The sequence below is a fragment of the Cobetia sp. Ld8 genome, assembly GCF_045066615.1.
Classification (GTDB): Bacteria; Pseudomonadota; Gammaproteobacteria; order Pseudomonadales; family Halomonadaceae; genus Cobetia; species Cobetia amphilecti.
The window spans coordinates 111,755-129,032 of sequence record NZ_JBISHF010000005.1; the positions used below are offsets into that span (position 1 = coordinate 111,755).

Genomic DNA, 17,278 nt, shown 5'->3' on the forward strand with positions numbered 1-17,278 from the left:
GTTCCATGGGTGATGGCCGTGGCAGTCAGGCTGCCGGCCGAGCAGGGAGGAAGGCGTCCGCGAGTCACCGGACTGCCATGCAGGTCGACTCGCGATTATAGGGAAGCCGGCCGGTCCCCTCAATCGCGGGGTGCCGGCCGGCGCTTTCCCTCTGTACTCTCGTCACGTGCCGTCACGCGTCTCAGCCGCGCTCGCCGACCTCGAGGACTTCGGTGAGGGCGTCACGCAGGCGTGTCTGGCGCTCGGGGTCGGTGATGGGTTCGCCGGCGCGGTCGGTGATGAAGAAGATATCCTCGACGCGCTCGCCGAGGGTGGCGATCTTGGCGGCATCGATGGCGATCTCGTGCTCCATGAACACGCGGCCGATGCGCGCCAGCAGGCCCGGGCGGTCCGAGGCGATCACTTCCAGCACGCTGCGGCCGTTGGTGTAGTCCTGACTCAGCGTGATGCGCGGCGCGATGCGGAAATGCTTGAGCTGGCGCGGCGTGTGGCGATTGACGATCACCGAGTAGTCATCCGGGTCATCCAGCTCTTCGACCAGATGGGTGCGGATATCGGCCAAGCGTGCGGCGTCGCGGATCGGCTCGCCGTCATCGTCGAGCAGGATGAAGGTGTTGAGCGTCCAGTTGTGACTGGAGGTGGCGATGCGTGCATCGTGGATCGAGAGCCCCAGCTGCTCCAGCGCCGCGGCGGTGGCCGCGAACAGGTTGTCCACCGAGCGAGTGTGGATGAAGACCTTGGTGCCGCCCTCGGTCATCTCCTCGGTGGGCGCGCTGGTCAGTACCAGTGGCAGCGGCTCGCCATGCTCGTCGAGCTGCGGAGCTGCCTGGCGCGCGAGGATGCCCTGGGTGTGCCAGGCCACCTCGCTGGGCGCATAGCGCACGAAGTAGTCGTCGCCGAGGCTGGCCCACAGCGCCTCGGCGTCAGTGCGGGTGGTGCCCATGCCGGCCAGCAGGGACAGCGCTTCCTCACGGGTCTCGGTGATCCACTCGTGGCGCTCCGGCGGATGCTCGAGGCCACGGCGCAGCGCCCGGCGCGTCTCCATGTGCAGCTGGCGCAGCAGTGCCGCACGCCAGCCGTTCCACAGCGACGGGTTGGTGGCGTTGATGTCGGCCACCGTCAGCACGTAGAGATAATCGAGGTGCGTCTCGTCGCCGACGATCTCGGCGAAACGCGTGATGATCTCGGGGTCGGCGATGTCCTGCTTCTGGGCGGTCATCGACATCAGCAGGTGGTGGCGCACCAGCCAGCTCAGGGTGCGGGTGTCGCGCGGACTGAGGTCATGACGGCGCGCGAAGTCCTCGACTTCCTCGGCACCGATCTCGGAGTGGTCGCCGCCACGGCCCTTGCCGATGTCGTGATAGAGCCCGGCGATCCACAGCAGCTCCAGCTTGGGCAGCTCGCGGATCAGGGTCGCGGCGACCGGGAATTCCTCCTCGGCATCGGGGGCGCGAAATTCCTGGGCGACCTTGAGCAGGCGCAGGGTATGCGCATCGACGGTGTAGACGTGGAAGAGGTCGTGCTGCATCAGCCCCACGGCACGCCCGAAGGCCGGCAGGTACTTGCCGAGAATGCCGTAGCGCGCCATGCGCTTGAGTACGCGGGGCACGTTGCCGCCACAGCGCATCAGCTCCATGAACAGGCTCTGGTGGCGCACGTCGTCGCGGAAGGCATCGTCGATCTGGTGGCGATGATCACGCAGCGCGCGGATGGTGTCGGCGCGCACACCCTCGATCTCCGGGTGCTGCGCCATCAGCAGGAACAGCTCCAGCAGCGCGGCGGGGCGGCGGCGGAACACGCCTTCCTCGCGCAGGCTGATGTAGCCGCTGCGGATCTCGAAGCGCGGATTGAGCGGCACGATGTTGACCGGCTCGTCATGGCGCAGGATGGCCTCGTCGAAGTGCTGCAGCAGCATGTCGTTGAGGCCCGCCAGGGCGGTGACATGGCGGTAGTAGCGTTTCATGAACTGCTCGACCGCCAGATGCTCGGGCGTGTCGCGGAAGCCGAACAGCTCGGCGATGGTGCGCTGGTGGTCGAACAGCAGCCGGTCCTCGGCGCGTCCGGCCAGCATGTGCAGCGCGAAGCGCACCTGCCACAGGAAGGCCTGACCCTGGCTGAGAATGCGCAGTTCGGCATCATTCATGAAGCCCAGCGCGACCAGGTTGTCGTAGCGCTCGACCCCGAAGTGACGCTTGGCGACCCAGCCGATCATCTGGATGTCGCGCAGGCCGCCGGGCGACGACTTGATGTTGGGTTCGAGGTGATATTCGGTGTTGGCGAACTTGTGGTGGCGAGCAATCTGCTCCTGCCACTTGGCCTCGAAGAAGGCTTCAGCCGGCCACAGACGGTCGGTGGCCAGACGTTCGCGCATGGCCTCGCGCAGCCGCTGAGGGCCGGCGATGACGCGGGATTCCAGCAGGTTGGTGATCACGGTGACATCGGCGCGTGCCTCACGCTCGCAGTCACTCAGCGAGCGCACGGACTGGCCGATCTCGAGACCGATGTCCCACAGGAAGGTGATGAAGTCGGACAGCGCCTCACGATAGGGCGTGTCGTCGTCCTGCTCCAGCAACAGCAGCAGGTCGATGTCGGAATGCGGGTGCAGCTCGCCGCGGCCGTAGCCGCCCACGGCGAGCAGGGCGATTCCGTCATCCGGCCAGGTCTGACGCTGCCAGGCGATGGCCAGCAGGCGGTCGATGGCGCGGGCACGACCATGGATGAGGTCGCGGATGTCGGCACCCGCCTTGAAGCGAGCCTCGAGGCGCTCCTGTACCTGTGCCAGAGCCCGCTTGAACAGCGGGATGGGTGTCTTCGTCGTGGCCAGCTCGCCGTCGAAGGTGACGGCATCGTAGAGCGCTTCACGCTCGACGAAGTGATAGTGGTGCAGGAGCATCTTGATCAACCCTCGAGGAAGGAGAGGTCCTCTTCCGTGCGACGTGTCAGTACCTCGACGCCGGTGGCGGTGACCAGCAGGGTGTGCTCCCACTGGGCCGAGAGGCTCTTGTCCTTGGTGACGGCTGTCCAGTCGTCCTTGAGGACCTTCACCTTGTAGCCACCGACATTGACCATCGGCTCGATGGTCAGGCACATGCCTTCCAGAAGCTCGGCGTCGGCACGGGCTTCGTAGCCGTCATAGTGCAGCACCTGCGGGTCTTCATGGAAGCCGGCGCCGATGCCGTGGCCGCAGAAGTCACGCACGACACTGTAGCCTGCCGCTTCGGCATGCTTCTGGATCGCACGACCGATTTCTGACAGGCGTACGCCCGGGCGTACCAGCTCGATGCCTTTATAGAGGCATTCCTGGGTGACGCGGCACAGACGCTCGGCCTGGATGCTCGGCTCGCCGACGATGTACATCTTCGAGGTGTCGCCGTGATAGCCGTCCTTGATCACGGTGATGTCGATGTTGAGGATGTCGCCTTTCTTGAGCTTCTTGTTGTCATCGGGGATGCCGTGACAGACCACGTGATTGATCGAGGTGCAGATCGATTTCGGGAAGCCGTGGTAGTTGAGCGGCGCCGGAATGCAGCCCTGAACTTCGGTGATGTGGTGGTGCGCGATGCGGTTGAGCTCGCCCGTGGTGACGCCGGGACGGACATGCTCGTCGAGCAGCTCCAGCACTTCAGCCGCCAGACGGCCGGCGACGCGCATCTTGTCGATTTCTTCAGCTGTCTTGATGGGAATGTTCATGAGGACTCGAGGCAGGAGATAAGAGGGATGAAACGCCGCCAGGCCGCGCGTGACGGGGGAATGGCGCGACGCATCGCATGCCGCGTCGGGCAGTGGCGACTTCATATCGTGGTCGAGCTATGGTATAAAGCCGCGCGCTTTCCTGCAAATTCTCCTCGATCGGCCACCTCCGGGCGCCTGGCCGAGGCGAGATTGAAGGACTGACGTACATAACCCCAATCCACACACGTTCCGTCACATGGTCCCGGGTGCCGCGCAAGCGGTCGGATCCATGGGGGACGTGGAGGCCCAACCCGATATCCAGGAGATATTCACATGGCGCAAGTCAACATGCGCGATCTGCTCAAGGCAGGCGCACACTTCGGTCACCAGACCAAGTACTGGAACCCGAAGATGTCCAAGTTCATCTTCGGCGCTCGCAACAAGATCCACATCATCAACCTCGAGCACACCCTGCCGGCGCTGAACGAAGCCGTGTCAGTGGTCGAGAAGATGGCTGCCAATGGCAACAAGATCATGTTCGTGGGCACCAAGCGCGCTGCCGGCAAGATCATCAAGGAAGAAGCTCGCAAGGCTGGCCAGCCGTACGTCAACCATCGCTGGTTGGGCGGCATGCTGACCAACTTCAAGACCATCCGTCAGTCCATCAAGCGCCTGCGTGAAATCGAGCAGATGCATGAAGACGGTACCTTCGCGAAGCTGACCAAGAAAGAAGTCCTGATGGCCACTCGTGAGCAGGACAAGCTCGAGCGCTCCATCGGCGGTATCAAGGACATGGGCGGCCTGCCGGACGCAATGTTCGTGATCGACGTTGACCACGAGCGCATCGCGATCAACGAAGCCAACAAGCTGGGCATCCCGGTCATCGGCGTCGTCGATACCAACTCCAACCCGGACGGCGTGGACTACGTCATCCCGGGTAACGATGACTCCATCCGCGCCATCCAGATCTATGTCCAGGCAATTGCAGGCGCCTGTGGCAAGAACAAGGAAGAAGAGCTGGCCGGTGAGTTCGTCGAAACTGCTTCTGAAGAAGACGCAGCAGAGTGATCCTGGCGGCTTGATCTGACTGTCACAAACGCTGCGCTACACTAAGTGCGGCATGGCCTAGCCAGGTGGCAGTCAGGTCAGGCAATGAGGGGGCCACGGCCCCCTTATTTGCGACCGTTCAGCGGTCGTGACCGAATTCCCGTATTCAAAGACGTCGACACGACAGAGGTTTCATCCCATGGCAGCTATCAGCGCATCTATGGTCAAGGAACTGCGTGAGCGTACTGCGCTCGGCATGATGGAATGCAAGAAGGCTCTTACCGAAGCCGGTGGCGACATCGAGCTGGCGATCGAGAACCTGCGCAAGAACTCCGGCCTGAAGGCCGCCAAGAAAGCTGGCCGCGTGGCCGCTGAAGGCGCCATCGTCATCAAGGTCGCCGACGACGCCAGCTATGGCGTGATGGTCGAAATCAACTCCGAGACCGACTTCGTCGCTCGTGATGACAATTTCAAGGCCTTCACCCAGCTGATCGCCGATCGTGTGTTCGCTACCAAGAACACCGACATCGCTTCCCTGATGGAAGGCGAGCTGGAAGACACCCGTGGTCAGCTGGTTCAGAAGATCGGTGAGAACATCTCCGTTCGTCGTGCCGAGCTGGTCGAAGCGCCGGCTGGCGGCGTCGTCGGTGGCTACGTCCACGGCGGCCGCATCGCTGCGCTGACCCTGCTGAACGGCGGTACTGGTGAAGCAGCCAAGGACGTCTCCATGCACGTCGCAGCCGTCAACCCGGTCTGTGCACGTCCGTCCGACATGCCGCAGGAACAGATGGACGCTGAAAAGGCCATCATCCTTGCTCAGCCGGACATGGCAGGCAAGCCGGCGGAAATCGCCGAGAAGATGTCCCAGGGTCGTCTGAAGAAGTACCTGGCTGAGAACAGCCTGACCGAACAGCCGTTCGTCAAGGATCCGAACCAGACCGTCGCCGAGTTCGTCAAGGCAGCCGGTGGTGAAGTGGTATCCTTCGTACGCATGGAAGTCGGTGAAGGTATCGAGAAGGAAGAAGTCGACTTCGCAGCTGAAGTCCGTGAGCAGGCCAGCCGCGCGTAAGGGCTGACTGTTTTCGCTTCTCATGATGGCGTGCGCATAGTCGCACGCCATCGTGTATCTGGCCCCCGCCTTCGGGCCGCCCCGTTCCCCGTATGTCAGTATCAGGAGAGATTCGCATGGCCACCATTTCCGCTGAACGCAATGCCAAGTACAAGCGCATACTGCTCAAGCTTTCCGGTGAGGCCCTGATGGGCGATGGCGATTTCGGCATCGACCCCAAGGTGCTGGATCGCATGGCGCTGGAAATCGGTCAGCTGGTGGGCATCGGCGTCCAGGTCGGCATCGTCATCGGTGGCGGCAACCTGTTCCGTGGCGCAGCCCTGCAGGAAGTCGGCATGGAGCGTGTGACCGGTGACCATATGGGCATGCTGGCGACCGTGATGAATGGTCTGGCGCTGCGTGATGCGCTGGAACGCTCCAACATCCGTTCACGCGTGATGTCTGCCATCCCGATGAGTGGCGTGGTAGAACATTATGATCGCCGTACCGCCATCCGTTATCTGACGTCTGGCGATGTGGTCATCTTCTCCGCCGGTACCGGCAACCCGTTCTTCACCACCGATTCCGCTGCCTGTCTGCGCGGTATCGAGATCGACGCGGATGCCGTCATCAAGGCAACCAAGGTGGATGGTGTCTACGACAAGGACCCGGTCAAGTTCCCGGATGCCGTGAAGTACGACAGTCTCAGCTACGATGATGCGCTGGACCAGAAGCTTGGCGTGATGGATTTGACCGCCATCTGCCTGGTACGTGACCATGACATGCCGGTGCGGGTGTTCAACATGAACAAGGCAGGCGCGCTGCTCAACCTGGTGGTGGGTGGCAAGGAAGGCACGCTGATTGATAGAGGGTAAGACTGTGATCAACGACATCAAGAAAGACGCCGAATCACGCATGAAGAAGACCATCGAGTCCCTCGGTGCCGCCTTCGGCAAGATCCGTACGGGTCGTGCGCATCCCAGCATCCTGGATGCCGTGACGGTCGATTACTATGGTAGCCAGGTACCGCTGAATCAGGTGGCCAACATCACCACCGAAGATGCGCGCACCCTGACTGTCGTGCCGTGGGAAAAGCCCATGGTGCCGAAGGTCGAGAAGGCCATCATGACTTCTGACCTGGGTCTCAACCCGTCCACCGCCGGTGACGTAATTCGCGTCCCGATGCCGATGCTGACGGAAGAGACGCGTCGCGGTTACACCAAGCAGGCGCGTGCAGAAGCGGAAAACGCCCGCGTGGCGCTCCGCAATGTGCGTCGTGACGCCAATGGCGACATCAAGAGCCTGCTCAAGGACAAGGACATCTCCGAAGACGATGCACGTCGCGGAGAAGACGAGATCCAGAAGCTGACCGACAAGTATGTGGCGGAAGTCGACAGTGCTCTGGAGCACAAGGAAACCGACCTGATGCAGGTCTGATCGGGTCTGCCGCCGGCGCTTGCCGGCGGCATCCGGTGCTCGTAGCGAGACCCCATGACGTCACCGAATTCCCCCTCCACGCCACGCCATGTGGCGATCATCATGGACGGCAACAACCGCTGGGCGAAGTCCCGCGGCTGGGCTGGCATACGCGGCCATCGCGCCGGTGCCGAAACCGTCCGCAGTACCATCCGTCGCGCTGCAGAGCAGGGCGTGGAAGTGCTGACCCTGTTTGCCTTCTCCAGTGAGAACTGGAAGCGCCCGGCCAATGAAGTCAGTGCGCTGATGGAGCTGTTTCTGCTGGCGCTCAAGCGCGAGGTCAAGAAGCTTCATCGCCACGATATCCGACTCTCGGTCATCGGCGAGCGCAGCCGTTTTTCCAATTCGATTCAAAAGCATATCCAGAGCGCCGAAGACATGACGCGCGGCAATCGCGGCATGCACGTGGTGATCTGCGCCAACTATGGCGGCCGTTGGGATATCGCCGAGGCCGCCCGCCGTCTGGCGGAGCAGGTCGAGCGCGGCGAACTCAAGGCTGCGGACATCGACGAGTCACGTCTCGGGGCGGAAGTGTGCCTGAGCGAACTGCCGGAGGTGGATCTGTGTATCCGCACCAGCGGCGAGCAGCGTATCTCAAACTTCCTGATCTGGCAGCTGGCCTATGCCGAGTTCTATTTCTCGCCCGTGCTGTGGCCTGATTTCGATGCGGCGGCCTTCGATGAAGCGCTCAGCGCCTACGCCCTGCGTCAGCGTCGTTATGGCATGACCAGCGAACAACTCGACGCCGAGGGGCTCTAGTGCTCAGACAACGAATCATCACCGCGCTCATTCTCGCGCCGCTGGCGCTGTGGGGGCTGTTCGGCCTCGACGGTGCTGCCTTTGCCACCTTCACCGGCGCTGTCGTCGCGCTGGCCGCCTGGGAGTGGTCCAACCTGTCTGGCGTGCGTGCCGGCATGGCGCGCCTGCTGTTCCCGCTGGTGCTCAGCGTGCTGATGCTGCTGGTCTGGCAGTTCGATGGCGCTCTTGCGCGTTGGCCGCTGTATCTGGCCGCACTGGCATGGCTGGTCAATCTGCGTTGGGTGATGCGCTATCCGGCCGCCAGTCAGGAATGGCAGGCGACCGGCGTGCGGTTGGGCGTCGGCGTGCTGGCACTGCTGCCGACCTGGTTCGGCTTCGTGCAGCTCAAGGCCAGTGGCGGCGAGTGGCTGCTGTATGTGCTGCTGATGGTGTGGGCGGCGGATATCGGTGCCTACTTCTCCGGCAAGCGCTTCGGCAAGCGCAAGCTGGCGCCGCGCGTCAGCCCGGGCAAGTCCTGGGAGGGCGTCTACGGTGGTCTGGTGGCCACCGGTCTGCTGGCGACCGGCTATGCGCTGGCGGGGCTGGCCGACTGGCTGCCGCTGCTGCTGGTCACGCTGGGCGTGACGGCCGTCTCGGTGCTGGGTGACCTGCTCGAGAGCATGTTCAAGCGCCAGCGTCAGATGAAGGACTCAAGCCATCTGCTGCCCGGTCATGGTGGCGTGATGGACCGCATCGACAGCCTGACCGCAGCGGTGCCGCTGTTTGCCCTGCTGTTGCCGTGGGTGCTGGGAGGTGGTGCGTGAGCACGAATGTGAACGTGAGCGTGAACCACGAGACTCCTCATGAGGCGCCTGCGCTGCAGCGCATCACCATCCTCGGCGCGACCGGCTCCATCGGGTCCAGCACCCTGGATGTGATCGCGCGCCATCCCGAGCGCTATCGGGTGCATGCGCTCAGCGCTGCCACGCGTCACGAGGCGCTGCTGGAACTGTGCCTGACGCATCGCCCGCAGGTGGCAGTGATCGCCTCGCGCGAGGCGGCTGCGTGGCTCAGTGAGGCCCTCAAGGGCGTCGAGAGCTATCAGGGCACGCCCATCGAGGTACGCCATGGTGAGCAGGCGCTGGTCGACATCAGCGAGGCACCTGAAGTCGATAGCGTGATGGCCGCCATCGTCGGTGCGGCTGGCCTGTTGCCGACACTGGCGGCGGTGCGGGCCGGCAAGCGCGTGCTGCTGGCCAACAAGGAAGCGCTGGTGTGTGCCGGGCAGCTGTTCATGGATGCGGTGAAGCAGCACGGGGCGACCCTGCTGCCGATCGATTCCGAGCACAATGCCATCTTCCAGTGCCTGCCGGCCCAGCATCGTGATGGCCTGGCGCCGATCGGCGTCGAGAAGCTGTTGCTGACCGCCTCCGGCGGCCCGTTCCGCGATGATGCCGAATGGCCTGCCGAGCGACTGGCCACGGTGACGCCGGACGAGGCCTGCGCGCATCCCAACTGGTCGATGGGACGCAAGATTTCCGTCGATAGCGCCACCCTGATGAACAAGGGCCTGGAGCTGATTGAGGCCTGCTGGCTGTTCGCCTGCGGGCCGGACGACATTCAGGTGGTCGTGCATCCCCAGAGCGTGATTCACTCGATGGCGGCCTACAGTGATGGCTCGGTGCTGGCCCAGATGGGCAATCCGGACATGCGTACGCCGATCGCCTATGCGCTGGCGTGGCCGGAGCGTATCGATGCCGGCGTCGAGCCGCTGGACCTGTTTCAGGTCGCGCGCCTTGATTTCCGTGCCGCCGACGAGACGCGCTTCCCGTGTCTGCGGCTGGCGCGCGAGGCTATCGCGGCAGGCGGCACCTGGCCTGCGGTGATGAATGCCGCCAACGAGGTGGCAGTGGCCGCCTTCCTCGAGGGTCGCCTGGCCTTCGATCGTATCCCGGCAGTGGTGCAGGCCGTCATGCAGGCGCGTCCGCCACTGGCGGTGGATGGCCTCGAGGTGATTCTCGCCGAAGACGCGGCGGCGCGTGAGCTGGCTGCCGCCGAGTTGGCCCTCGCCGGGCCCTGAAATCCTATCTTGCACTGTCTTGTCACTTTCTTCGTGAGCGTGGCAAGGCAGGCTGCCCATCTCGGGCACCAATCTCCAGGAGCGCGTGATGGGTGTGATCCAGAATATTCTTGCCGTGATCGTCGTGTTGGGGGTGTTGATCACCATCCATGAGTACGGTCATTTCTGGGTCGCGCGTCGTTGCGGCATCAAGGTGCTGCGCTTCTCCATCGGCTTCGGCAAACCCTTCTGGTCGTGGACCGATCGCCACGGCACCGAGTACGGGGTCGCCGCCATCCCGCTGGGTGGCTACGTCAAGATGCTGGATGAGCGCGAAGGGCCGGTCGATCCGGCCGAGCGTCATCTGGCCTTCAATACCAAGTCGGTGTGGAAGCGTATCGCCGTCGTCTCGGCGGGCCCGCTGGCCAACTTCCTGCTGGCCATCGTCGCCTACTGGGCGCTGTTCGTCGCCGGTACCACCACGGTGGTGCCGATGGTCGGTGCCGTGGCGCCGGACTCGCCGGCTGGCCGCGCTGGCCTTGCGCCGAAGACCGAGATCGTCGCCATCAATGGTCAGGCCACTCCCTCGTGGGATGAGGTCAACCTGCGCTTGATCGGTGCGATCGGCGATGACAGCCTGACGCTCACCACACGTGCCGAAGGTGCCAGCGCCACGCGTGAGCAGTCCCTCGACGTGACACGCTTCCTGGTCGATCAGGATCCGCCGCGTCCGCTGGTGACGCTGGGCATCACGGCCTGGCGTCCTCAGCTGCCGGCGGTGCTGGGGCGTGTGCTGGACGGTGGCGCCGCTCAGGCGGCAGGCCTGCAGGCCGGTGATCGCATCGTCAGCATCGATGGCACCCTGGTGGTCGACTGGATCGATTTCGTCGAGCGCGTGCGCGGTGCGCCGGGCGAGACGCTGTCGGTACTGGTGGCGCGAGATGGCAAGGAAGAGACGCTGTCACTGACCCCCGCCAGCAATTCGCTCGATGACGGGCGTGTGGTGGGGCAGGTCGGTGCCGGCGTCGAGAACGTCAGCTGGCCCGAGCAGTATCAGCGCGAGCTCAGCTTCGGGCCGCTGGCGGCAGTGGGGCAGGCCGTCGGCAAGACCGGCGAGATGACGGTGCTGACGCTGGATTCGATCCGCAAGATGCTGGTCGGTCTGATCGCACCGTCCAACCTGTCTGGTCCGATCACCATCGCGCGTATCGCCGGCGACACGGCGCGCTCCGGCCTCGAGGCCTTCCTCGGCTTCATGGCCTATCTCTCCATCAGCCTGGGTGTCCTCAACCTGCTGCCGATTCCGGTGCTGGATGGCGGTCACCTGCTGTTCTATCTGGTGGAAGCCGTGCGCGGCAAACCACTTTCGCAAGAGGTCCAGAATGCGGGGCTGAAGATCGGCATGGCGCTGGTCGGTTCCCTCATGCTGATGGCCATCTACTTCGATCTCATGCGTCTTTGGTGACGGATTCGGGGAGTCATCAGCACGTGATGGCTCCCGCAGGATGAACCGAATCTGAACTGTCGATGCCCATGGGGGTCAATTCATTGCACGGGCTGGTCAATGCGATCAACTCCCGTCATCATGCCCACACGACTTCGGCCCCGATTGCCGATCCTCACTCGTAGCTGTCTTGTCAGTTGCAGGGGGTTGTGTATAAGGTGCCTGTTCACCCAAGCGGGCGGAATCCAGAGAAGCGAAGCGACTGCATGAAACTCAAGACCATTGGATTGGCAGCTGCGCTGCTCGGGGCCAGTCAGGGCGCCTTGGCCGCATCTTTTAAAATTTCGGACATCCGGGTAGAGGGCCTCCAGCGCGTGTCTGCGGGCACCGTCTTCAACGCCTTCCCCGTCTCCGCGGATCAGAATGTGGAAGAAGAGGACCTGTCCTCGGCAGCGCGTCAGCTGTTCGATACGGGCCTGTTCGACGACATCCGCCTCAAGCGCGATGGCGATGTCCTGATCATCGATGTGGTCGAGCGCCCGACGATCTCCAAGATCGAGATTGACGGCAACTCGCAGATTCCCGACGAAGACCTGCGCAAGGGCCTCAAGGAAGCAGGGCTGGCCGAGGGTCAGGTTCTGCAGCGCTCCACGCTGGAAGAGATGCAGCGTGAGCTCGAGCGTGTCTACCAGGCTCAGGGCCGCTACAGCGCGCGTATCGAGACCTCCGTCGAGGAACTCGAGCGCAACCGCGTACAGGTCAATATCGACGTCAAGGAAGGCGCGATCGCCAAGATTCATCAGATCAACATCGTCGGCAACGATGCCTTCGATGACGAGACCCTGCGCGAACAGCTGGAGCTGGAAGACAAGCCGAGCTGGTTCTTCGGCTGGTTCTCCGATGATGAATACTCGCGTGAGAAGCTGACCGGCGATATCGAGACCCTCAAGTCCTGGTATCTCGATCGTGGTTACGTCAACTTCCAGGTGCGCTCGACCCAGGTGTCCATCTCGCCGGACAAGTCCGAGATCTTCGTCACCATCAACGTCGATGAAGGCAAGCCGTACAAGATCGGCAATATCGGCTTTGCCGGTGACCTGAAGATGAAGGAAGAGCGCGCCCGCGATCTGGTCAAGCTCGCCCCGGATGCCCTCTATTCCCAGCGTGATGTGACCGCTTCCAGCGAGGCGCTGCGCCAGGCACTGGGTGCCGACGGCTTCGCCTTCGCCAAGGTCAACGCGGTGCCGGAGGTCAACGAAGAGAGCGACACCGTCGATCTGACCTTCGCGGTCGACCCCGGCAAGCGTGCCTACGTGCGTCGCATCAACTTCAAGGGCAACACCACCACCGCAGACGAAGTGCTGCGTCGTGAGATGACTCAGCTGGAAGGTGCACCGGCCTCCACTGACAAGATCAAGCAGTCCAAGCAGAAGCTTGAGCGCCTCGGCTTCTTCAAGCAGGTCGATGTCGACACGCGTCCTGTCGCCGGCGAGCCGGACCAGCTGGACGTCAACTACAACGTCGAGGAGCAGCCGTCAGGCTCGATCTCGGCGTCGGTCGGTTTCTCCCAGGGTGACGGTGTCATCTACGGGGTGGGCCTGTCGCAGAAGAACTTCCTGGGCACCGGTAACGAAGTCAACATCAACGCCCAGAAGTCGGACGATTACACCAACGTCAGCTTCGGCTATACCGACCCGTACTGGACGCTGGATGGCATCTCGCGCGGCTACAACATGTTCTACCGCAAGGTGGATTACGACGATGATGACGACGTCGCCAGCTACGCGACCGACAGCTTCGGTGGCGGGATCAACTTCGGTTACCCGATCAACGAGCTGTCACGTCTGAACTTCGGCGGCGGTTACGAGTTCGTGCGCGTCAAGGACTTCGACGACAGCCCGGCGGAGGTCACCCAGTTCATCGAGGATGAAGGCGAAGACTTCAACCTCTACAAGCTGACGGCCAGCTGGTCACGCAACAACCTCAACCGTGGCATCCTGCCCACGGCGGGCAGCTCTCAGCTGCTGTCGCTGGAAGTGGCGGTGCCGGGCTCCGATGCGGATTACTACAAGCTCCGCTACAAGGGATCCAAGTACTTCGAGCTGAGTCAGGACTGGTCACTCAAGTTCCGTACCGAGCTGGGCTATGCCAACTCGTTCTCCGGCGATACCTATCCGTTCTTCAAGAACTTCTATGCCGGTGGTCTGGGCAGCGTGCGTGGCTACAGCTCCAATACCCTGGGGCAGTCCACCACTGAGCAGAACGATGGCGACGACGATACCATAGGCGGCAACATCCTGATCGAAGGTGGGGTGGACCTGATCTTCCCGATGCCCTTCATCAAGGACAAGCGCTCTGTGCAGCCGTCGTTCTTCGTCGATGCCGGTAACACCTATCTGACGTCGTGCTACGACGTGAGCTCCAGTGACACCAGCAGCTGTGAAAGCGGCGTCGACCTGGGCGAGCTGAATTACAGTGCCGGTATCGGCCTGTCGTGGATCACGCCGGTAGGCCCGCTGACCTTCAGTGTCGCCCAGCCGATCGGTGACGATGACGACGATGACACCGAGATCTTCCAGTTCTCGCTGGGCCAGACCTTCTAAGGCCGTACGAGGCCGCACCCGCTTGAGCCGGTGCGGCCTTCGTCACGACCACCGGCGGCGTTGTCCCTGTTCCGTCGCCGGTCCTCGCACCGTCGGTCGCTGAGTCATCAGTGACTGAACAACAGGCCTACAAGGAGTTTGTGTGATGCGTAAATTGACCCGCGCCCTGTGTCTGGCTGGTGGCCTTGCCGCCATGGCGACTCCGATGCTGGCACAGGCCACCGAAGTCGCGGTCCTCGACTGGCGCCAGGCGCTGTTGAGTTCCGACTCGGCCAAGATTTCCATGAACCAGCTCAAGAATCAGCTGGCCGGCAAGCAGGACCAGGCCAAGGCACTCGCCAAGGAACTGGAATCCCTGCAGGCCAAGCTGCAGAAGGACGGCGCCGTGATGTCCGATTCCGAGCGTCAGTCCGTGCAGCAGCAGCTGCGCCAGAAGGGCGGCCAGTTCCAGCAGCTGCGTGGCCAGGTCCAGCAGCAGCAGCAACAGGCGGAGCAGACCTTCCTCAAGCAGTCCAAGCCGAAGCTCGACAAGGCCATCCAGCAGGTCGTCGACAAGCATGGCATCGAGCTGCTGGTCGACCGCAATGCGACGGTCTACAGCAAGGACGGTATGGACCTGACCAATGAAGTGACTCAGGTGTTCAACTCGCTCAACTGAGTGCATCCCGCGCGCGCAAGCGTGCGGGATGTGTTGCATCCGAGCATGCCAACGCGAATGCGAGCCAGAGGCGCTCAGCGCCCAGAGACAGAATGAAAAAGCGACAATTCTCTTACACTCTCGAGGATCTGGCTCAGCGGCTGGGCGCTCGTCTCGTCGGTGACCCGGCTGTCCGGGTCACCGGCCTGTCGACGCTGGTCGATGCTGAGCCCGGCGATATCGCCTTCCTCGCCAATCGTGCCTACCTCAAGTATCTCGGGGAAACCGCCGCGACTGCCGTGCTGCTGCATGAAAGCCATCTTGAAGAGTGCAAGGGCAATGCCCTCGTGCTGGACAATCCGTATCTGGCCTACGCTGAGCTGTCGCGTCTGTTCGATCCGCTGGCGGTCGAGCCTCAGGCGAGCGTGCACGCCAGTGCCGTCATCGACGAGACCGCAACCCTGGGGGCCAATGTCGAGGTCGGCCCGCAGGTCGTGATCGGTCCGGGCGTCAGCATCGGCGACAACACGCGCATTCACGCGGGTTGCGTGATCGGGGCTGACAGCGTGTTGGGCGAGGGCTGTCTGCTGCACCCCAATGTCACGCTCTATCATGGCGTGGTGATCGGGGCGCGCGCGGTACTCCACAGCAGCTGCGTGATCGGTGCCGATGGCTTCGGCTTCGCCCACGATGGCAAGGGCTGGCACAAGATCGCCCAGCTCGGCGGCGTGCTGATCGGCGATGATGTCGAAGTCGGCAGCTGCACCAGCATCGATCGTGGCGCGCTCGGCGACACCATCATCGGCAATGACGTCAAGATCGACTCCCAGGTCCAGATCGCGCACAACGTGCAGATCGGTGACCACTCGGCGCTGGCGGGCTGTGTCGGCATCGCCGGCTCCACCAAGGTCGGTCGCTACTGTCTGATGGGCGGTGGCGTGGGTCTGGCGGGGCACCTGGAAATCGCTGATGGCGTGCAGGTGACCGGCATGAGTCTGGTGACCAACTCCATCACCAAGCCGGGCGTCTATTCCTCCGGCACTGGCGCGATGGACAACGGCCTGTGGCGCAGAAATGCCGTACGTTTCAAGCAGTTGGATCAGTTGGCGCGACGCTTGAATCAGGTCGAGAAGAGTTTGAAGGACAAGTAGTACTGCAAGCCCGGGTAGTACCTGTCCAGAGCAGAGTCTCGCACCTGCTTGGCGCACTGTCGGGCAATGAGCGGCTGCCAGCCACGCGCAAGGACGCTATAATGCGCGCCATTGCCCGAACGGCGGTCCGGACCGTCATTACATGCCTGCCCGCGAGCGGCAGGCATTTCGTTATTTCAGAGGTTGCAAGCCAATGGTTATGGACGTCAACGAGATCCGTGAGTATCTCCCGCACCGCTATCCTTTCCTGCTGATCGATCGTGTCATGGACCTGACCCTTGGCGAGTTCATCGTCGCGCGCAAGAACGTCAGCATCAATGAGCCGTTCTTCAATGGTCACTTCCCGGAGCACCCGATCATGCCGGGCGTTCTGATCGTGGAAGCCATGGCTCAGGCGGCGGGTATTCTCGGCTTCAAGACCGTCGACAAACGTCCCGCCGATGGCTACATCTATTATCTCGTCGGAAGCGACAATGTGCGCTTCAAGCGCCCGGTGATGCCGGGTGACCAGCTCGAGATCAGCGCCCGCGTGTTGCGCGAGAAGCGTGGCATCTGGAAATTCGCCTGTCAGGCCAAGGTCGACGGCGATCTGGTCTGCGAGGCCGAAATCATCTGTGCCGAGAGGAAGGTCGCTTGATACATCCTACTGCCATTGTCGATCCCGGCGCCCGCCTGGCCGATGATGTCGAGGTCGGCCCGTTCTGCGTGATCGGGGCTGATGTCGAGATCGGCGCTGGCACGGTGGTGGGGCCGCATGTCGTCATCAAGGGCACCACCGTCATCGGTGAGCGCAACCGTATCTTCCAGTTCGCGTCAGTGGGCGAGGACTGTCAGGACAAGAAGTACGCCGGTGAGCCGACGCGCCTGGAAATCGGGGATGACAACGTCATCCGCGAGGGCGTGACCCTGCATCGCGGCACCGTCCAGGATGCCAGCCTCACGCGTATCGGCAGTCGCAACCTGTTCATGGCCTACTCGCATGTCGGCCATGACTGCATCATCGGTGACGACTGCATCATGGCTAATCAGGCGACGCTGGGTGGCCATGTCCATCTCGGCAACCACGTCATTCTGGGTGGCCTGTCGGCGGTGCATCAGTTCTGCCATATCGGCGAACATGCCATGGCGGGTGGTGGCTCCATCATCACCAAGGACATCGCGGCCTTCGTGATGGTCAATGGCCATCCGGCGGAAGCGCATGGTCTCAACAGCGTCGGCCTCAAGCGTCGTGGCTTCAGTCGCGAGACCATCTCCGCGCTGAACACGGCCTACAAGACGGTCTTCCGTCAGGGTCTGACGCTGGCCCAGGCCCTCGAGCAGCTGGAAGCCGAGCCGCCGCTGGCCGAGCGCGATGTCTTCATCGCCTCGCTCAAGGCGTCCACTCGCGGCCTGACTCGCTGAGC

15 protein-coding genes are annotated in these 17,278 nt (G+C 62.9%); 13 read left to right on the top strand and 2 right to left on the bottom strand.

Annotation, left to right across the window (positions count from 1 at the left end; genetic code table 11):
• Nucleotides 1–181 precede the first annotated feature (181 nt).
• The gene (locus tag ACJJV2_RS01105; protein ID WP_043333097.1) at nt 182–2,893 is read right to left on the bottom strand and encodes a [protein-PII] uridylyltransferase; all 2,712 of its coding nucleotides are present in this window, start codon (nt 2,891–2,893) and stop codon (nt 182–184) included.
• A gap of 5 nt (nt 2,894–2,898) precedes the next feature.
• Nucleotides 2,899–3,690: a type I methionyl aminopeptidase gene (gene map, locus ACJJV2_RS01110; RefSeq protein ID WP_043333030.1), complete on the bottom strand. Its 792-nt coding sequence runs from the start codon at nt 3,688–3,690 to the stop codon at nt 2,899–2,901.
• 315 nt (nt 3,691–4,005) lie between these two features.
• Between map and rpsB the strand changes: the two genes are divergently transcribed.
• The 13 genes from rpsB to lpxA all read left to right on the top strand — a co-directional run bounded on the left by rpsB (nt 4,006) and on the right by lpxA (nt 17,276).
• On the top strand, nt 4,006–4,740 hold the full coding sequence (rpsB, locus tag ACJJV2_RS01115) for a 30S ribosomal protein S2 (RefSeq protein WP_043333027.1): 735 nt from the start codon (nt 4,006–4,008) through the stop codon (nt 4,738–4,740).
• Nucleotides 4,741–4,918: 178 nt separating this feature from the next.
• A complete protein-coding gene (tsf, locus tag ACJJV2_RS01120) occupies nt 4,919–5,788 on the top strand; it encodes a translation elongation factor Ts (protein WP_043333025.1) in 870 nt (289 codons plus the stop codon).
• Nucleotides 5,789–5,904: 116 nt separating this feature from the next.
• Complete coding sequence (pyrH, locus tag ACJJV2_RS01125) at nt 5,905–6,642, top strand: UMP kinase (RefSeq protein WP_225347344.1); 738 nt, start codon at nt 5,905–5,907, stop codon at nt 6,640–6,642.
• Between the two features lie 4 nt (nt 6,643–6,646).
• Nucleotides 6,647–7,204: a ribosome recycling factor gene (gene frr, locus ACJJV2_RS01130; RefSeq protein ID WP_043333023.1), complete on the top strand. Its 558-nt coding sequence runs from the start codon at nt 6,647–6,649 to the stop codon at nt 7,202–7,204.
• A gap of 54 nt (nt 7,205–7,258) precedes the next feature.
• Nucleotides 7,259–8,002, top strand: a complete 744-nt coding sequence (gene uppS / locus ACJJV2_RS01135) for a polyprenyl diphosphate synthase (protein ID WP_043333020.1) — start codon at nt 7,259–7,261, stop codon at nt 8,000–8,002.
• Nucleotides 8,002–8,805 carry a phosphatidate cytidylyltransferase gene (locus ACJJV2_RS01140; protein ID WP_054556524.1) on the top strand — a complete coding sequence of 268 codons (804 nt, stop codon included), beginning with the start codon at nt 8,002–8,004 and terminating at the stop codon, nt 8,803–8,805. The genes uppS and ACJJV2_RS01140 overlap by 1 nt, the downstream gene beginning before the upstream one ends.
• Before the next feature lie 53 nt (nt 8,806–8,858).
• Nucleotides 8,859–10,061, top strand: coding sequence for a 1-deoxy-D-xylulose-5-phosphate reductoisomerase (gene ispC / locus ACJJV2_RS01145; RefSeq protein ID WP_192839201.1), 1,203 nt, complete (start codon nt 8,859–8,861; stop codon nt 10,059–10,061).
• A gap of 88 nt (nt 10,062–10,149) precedes the next feature.
• Nucleotides 10,150–11,505 (top strand): sigma E protease regulator RseP, encoded by a 1,356-nt coding sequence (gene rseP, locus ACJJV2_RS01150; protein ID WP_043333016.1) that lies wholly within the window; start codon nt 10,150–10,152, stop codon nt 11,503–11,505.
• A gap of 245 nt (nt 11,506–11,750) precedes the next feature.
• Complete coding sequence (gene bamA, locus ACJJV2_RS01155) at nt 11,751–14,087, top strand: outer membrane protein assembly factor BamA (protein WP_192839168.1); 2,337 nt, start codon at nt 11,751–11,753, stop codon at nt 14,085–14,087.
• Between the two features lie 145 nt (nt 14,088–14,232).
• A complete protein-coding gene (locus ACJJV2_RS01160) occupies nt 14,233–14,745 on the top strand; it encodes an OmpH family outer membrane protein (protein WP_043333014.1) in 513 nt (170 codons plus the stop codon).
• A 92-nt stretch (nt 14,746–14,837) separates the two neighbouring features.
• The gene (lpxD, locus tag ACJJV2_RS01165) at nt 14,838–15,875 is read left to right on the top strand and encodes a UDP-3-O-(3-hydroxymyristoyl)glucosamine N-acyltransferase (protein ID WP_043333012.1); all 1,038 of its coding nucleotides are present in this window, start codon (nt 14,838–14,840) and stop codon (nt 15,873–15,875) included.
• 193 nt (nt 15,876–16,068) lie between these two features.
• Nucleotides 16,069–16,512, top strand: coding sequence for a 3-hydroxyacyl-ACP dehydratase FabZ (gene fabZ / locus ACJJV2_RS01170; RefSeq protein ID WP_043333010.1), 444 nt, complete (start codon nt 16,069–16,071; stop codon nt 16,510–16,512).
• Nucleotides 16,509–17,276: an acyl-ACP--UDP-N-acetylglucosamine O-acyltransferase gene (gene lpxA / locus ACJJV2_RS01175; RefSeq protein ID WP_043333008.1), complete on the top strand. Its 768-nt coding sequence runs from the start codon at nt 16,509–16,511 to the stop codon at nt 17,274–17,276. Before fabZ ends, lpxA begins: the two co-directional genes overlap by 4 nt.
• The last annotated feature ends 2 nt before the right edge of the window (nt 17,277–17,278 follow it).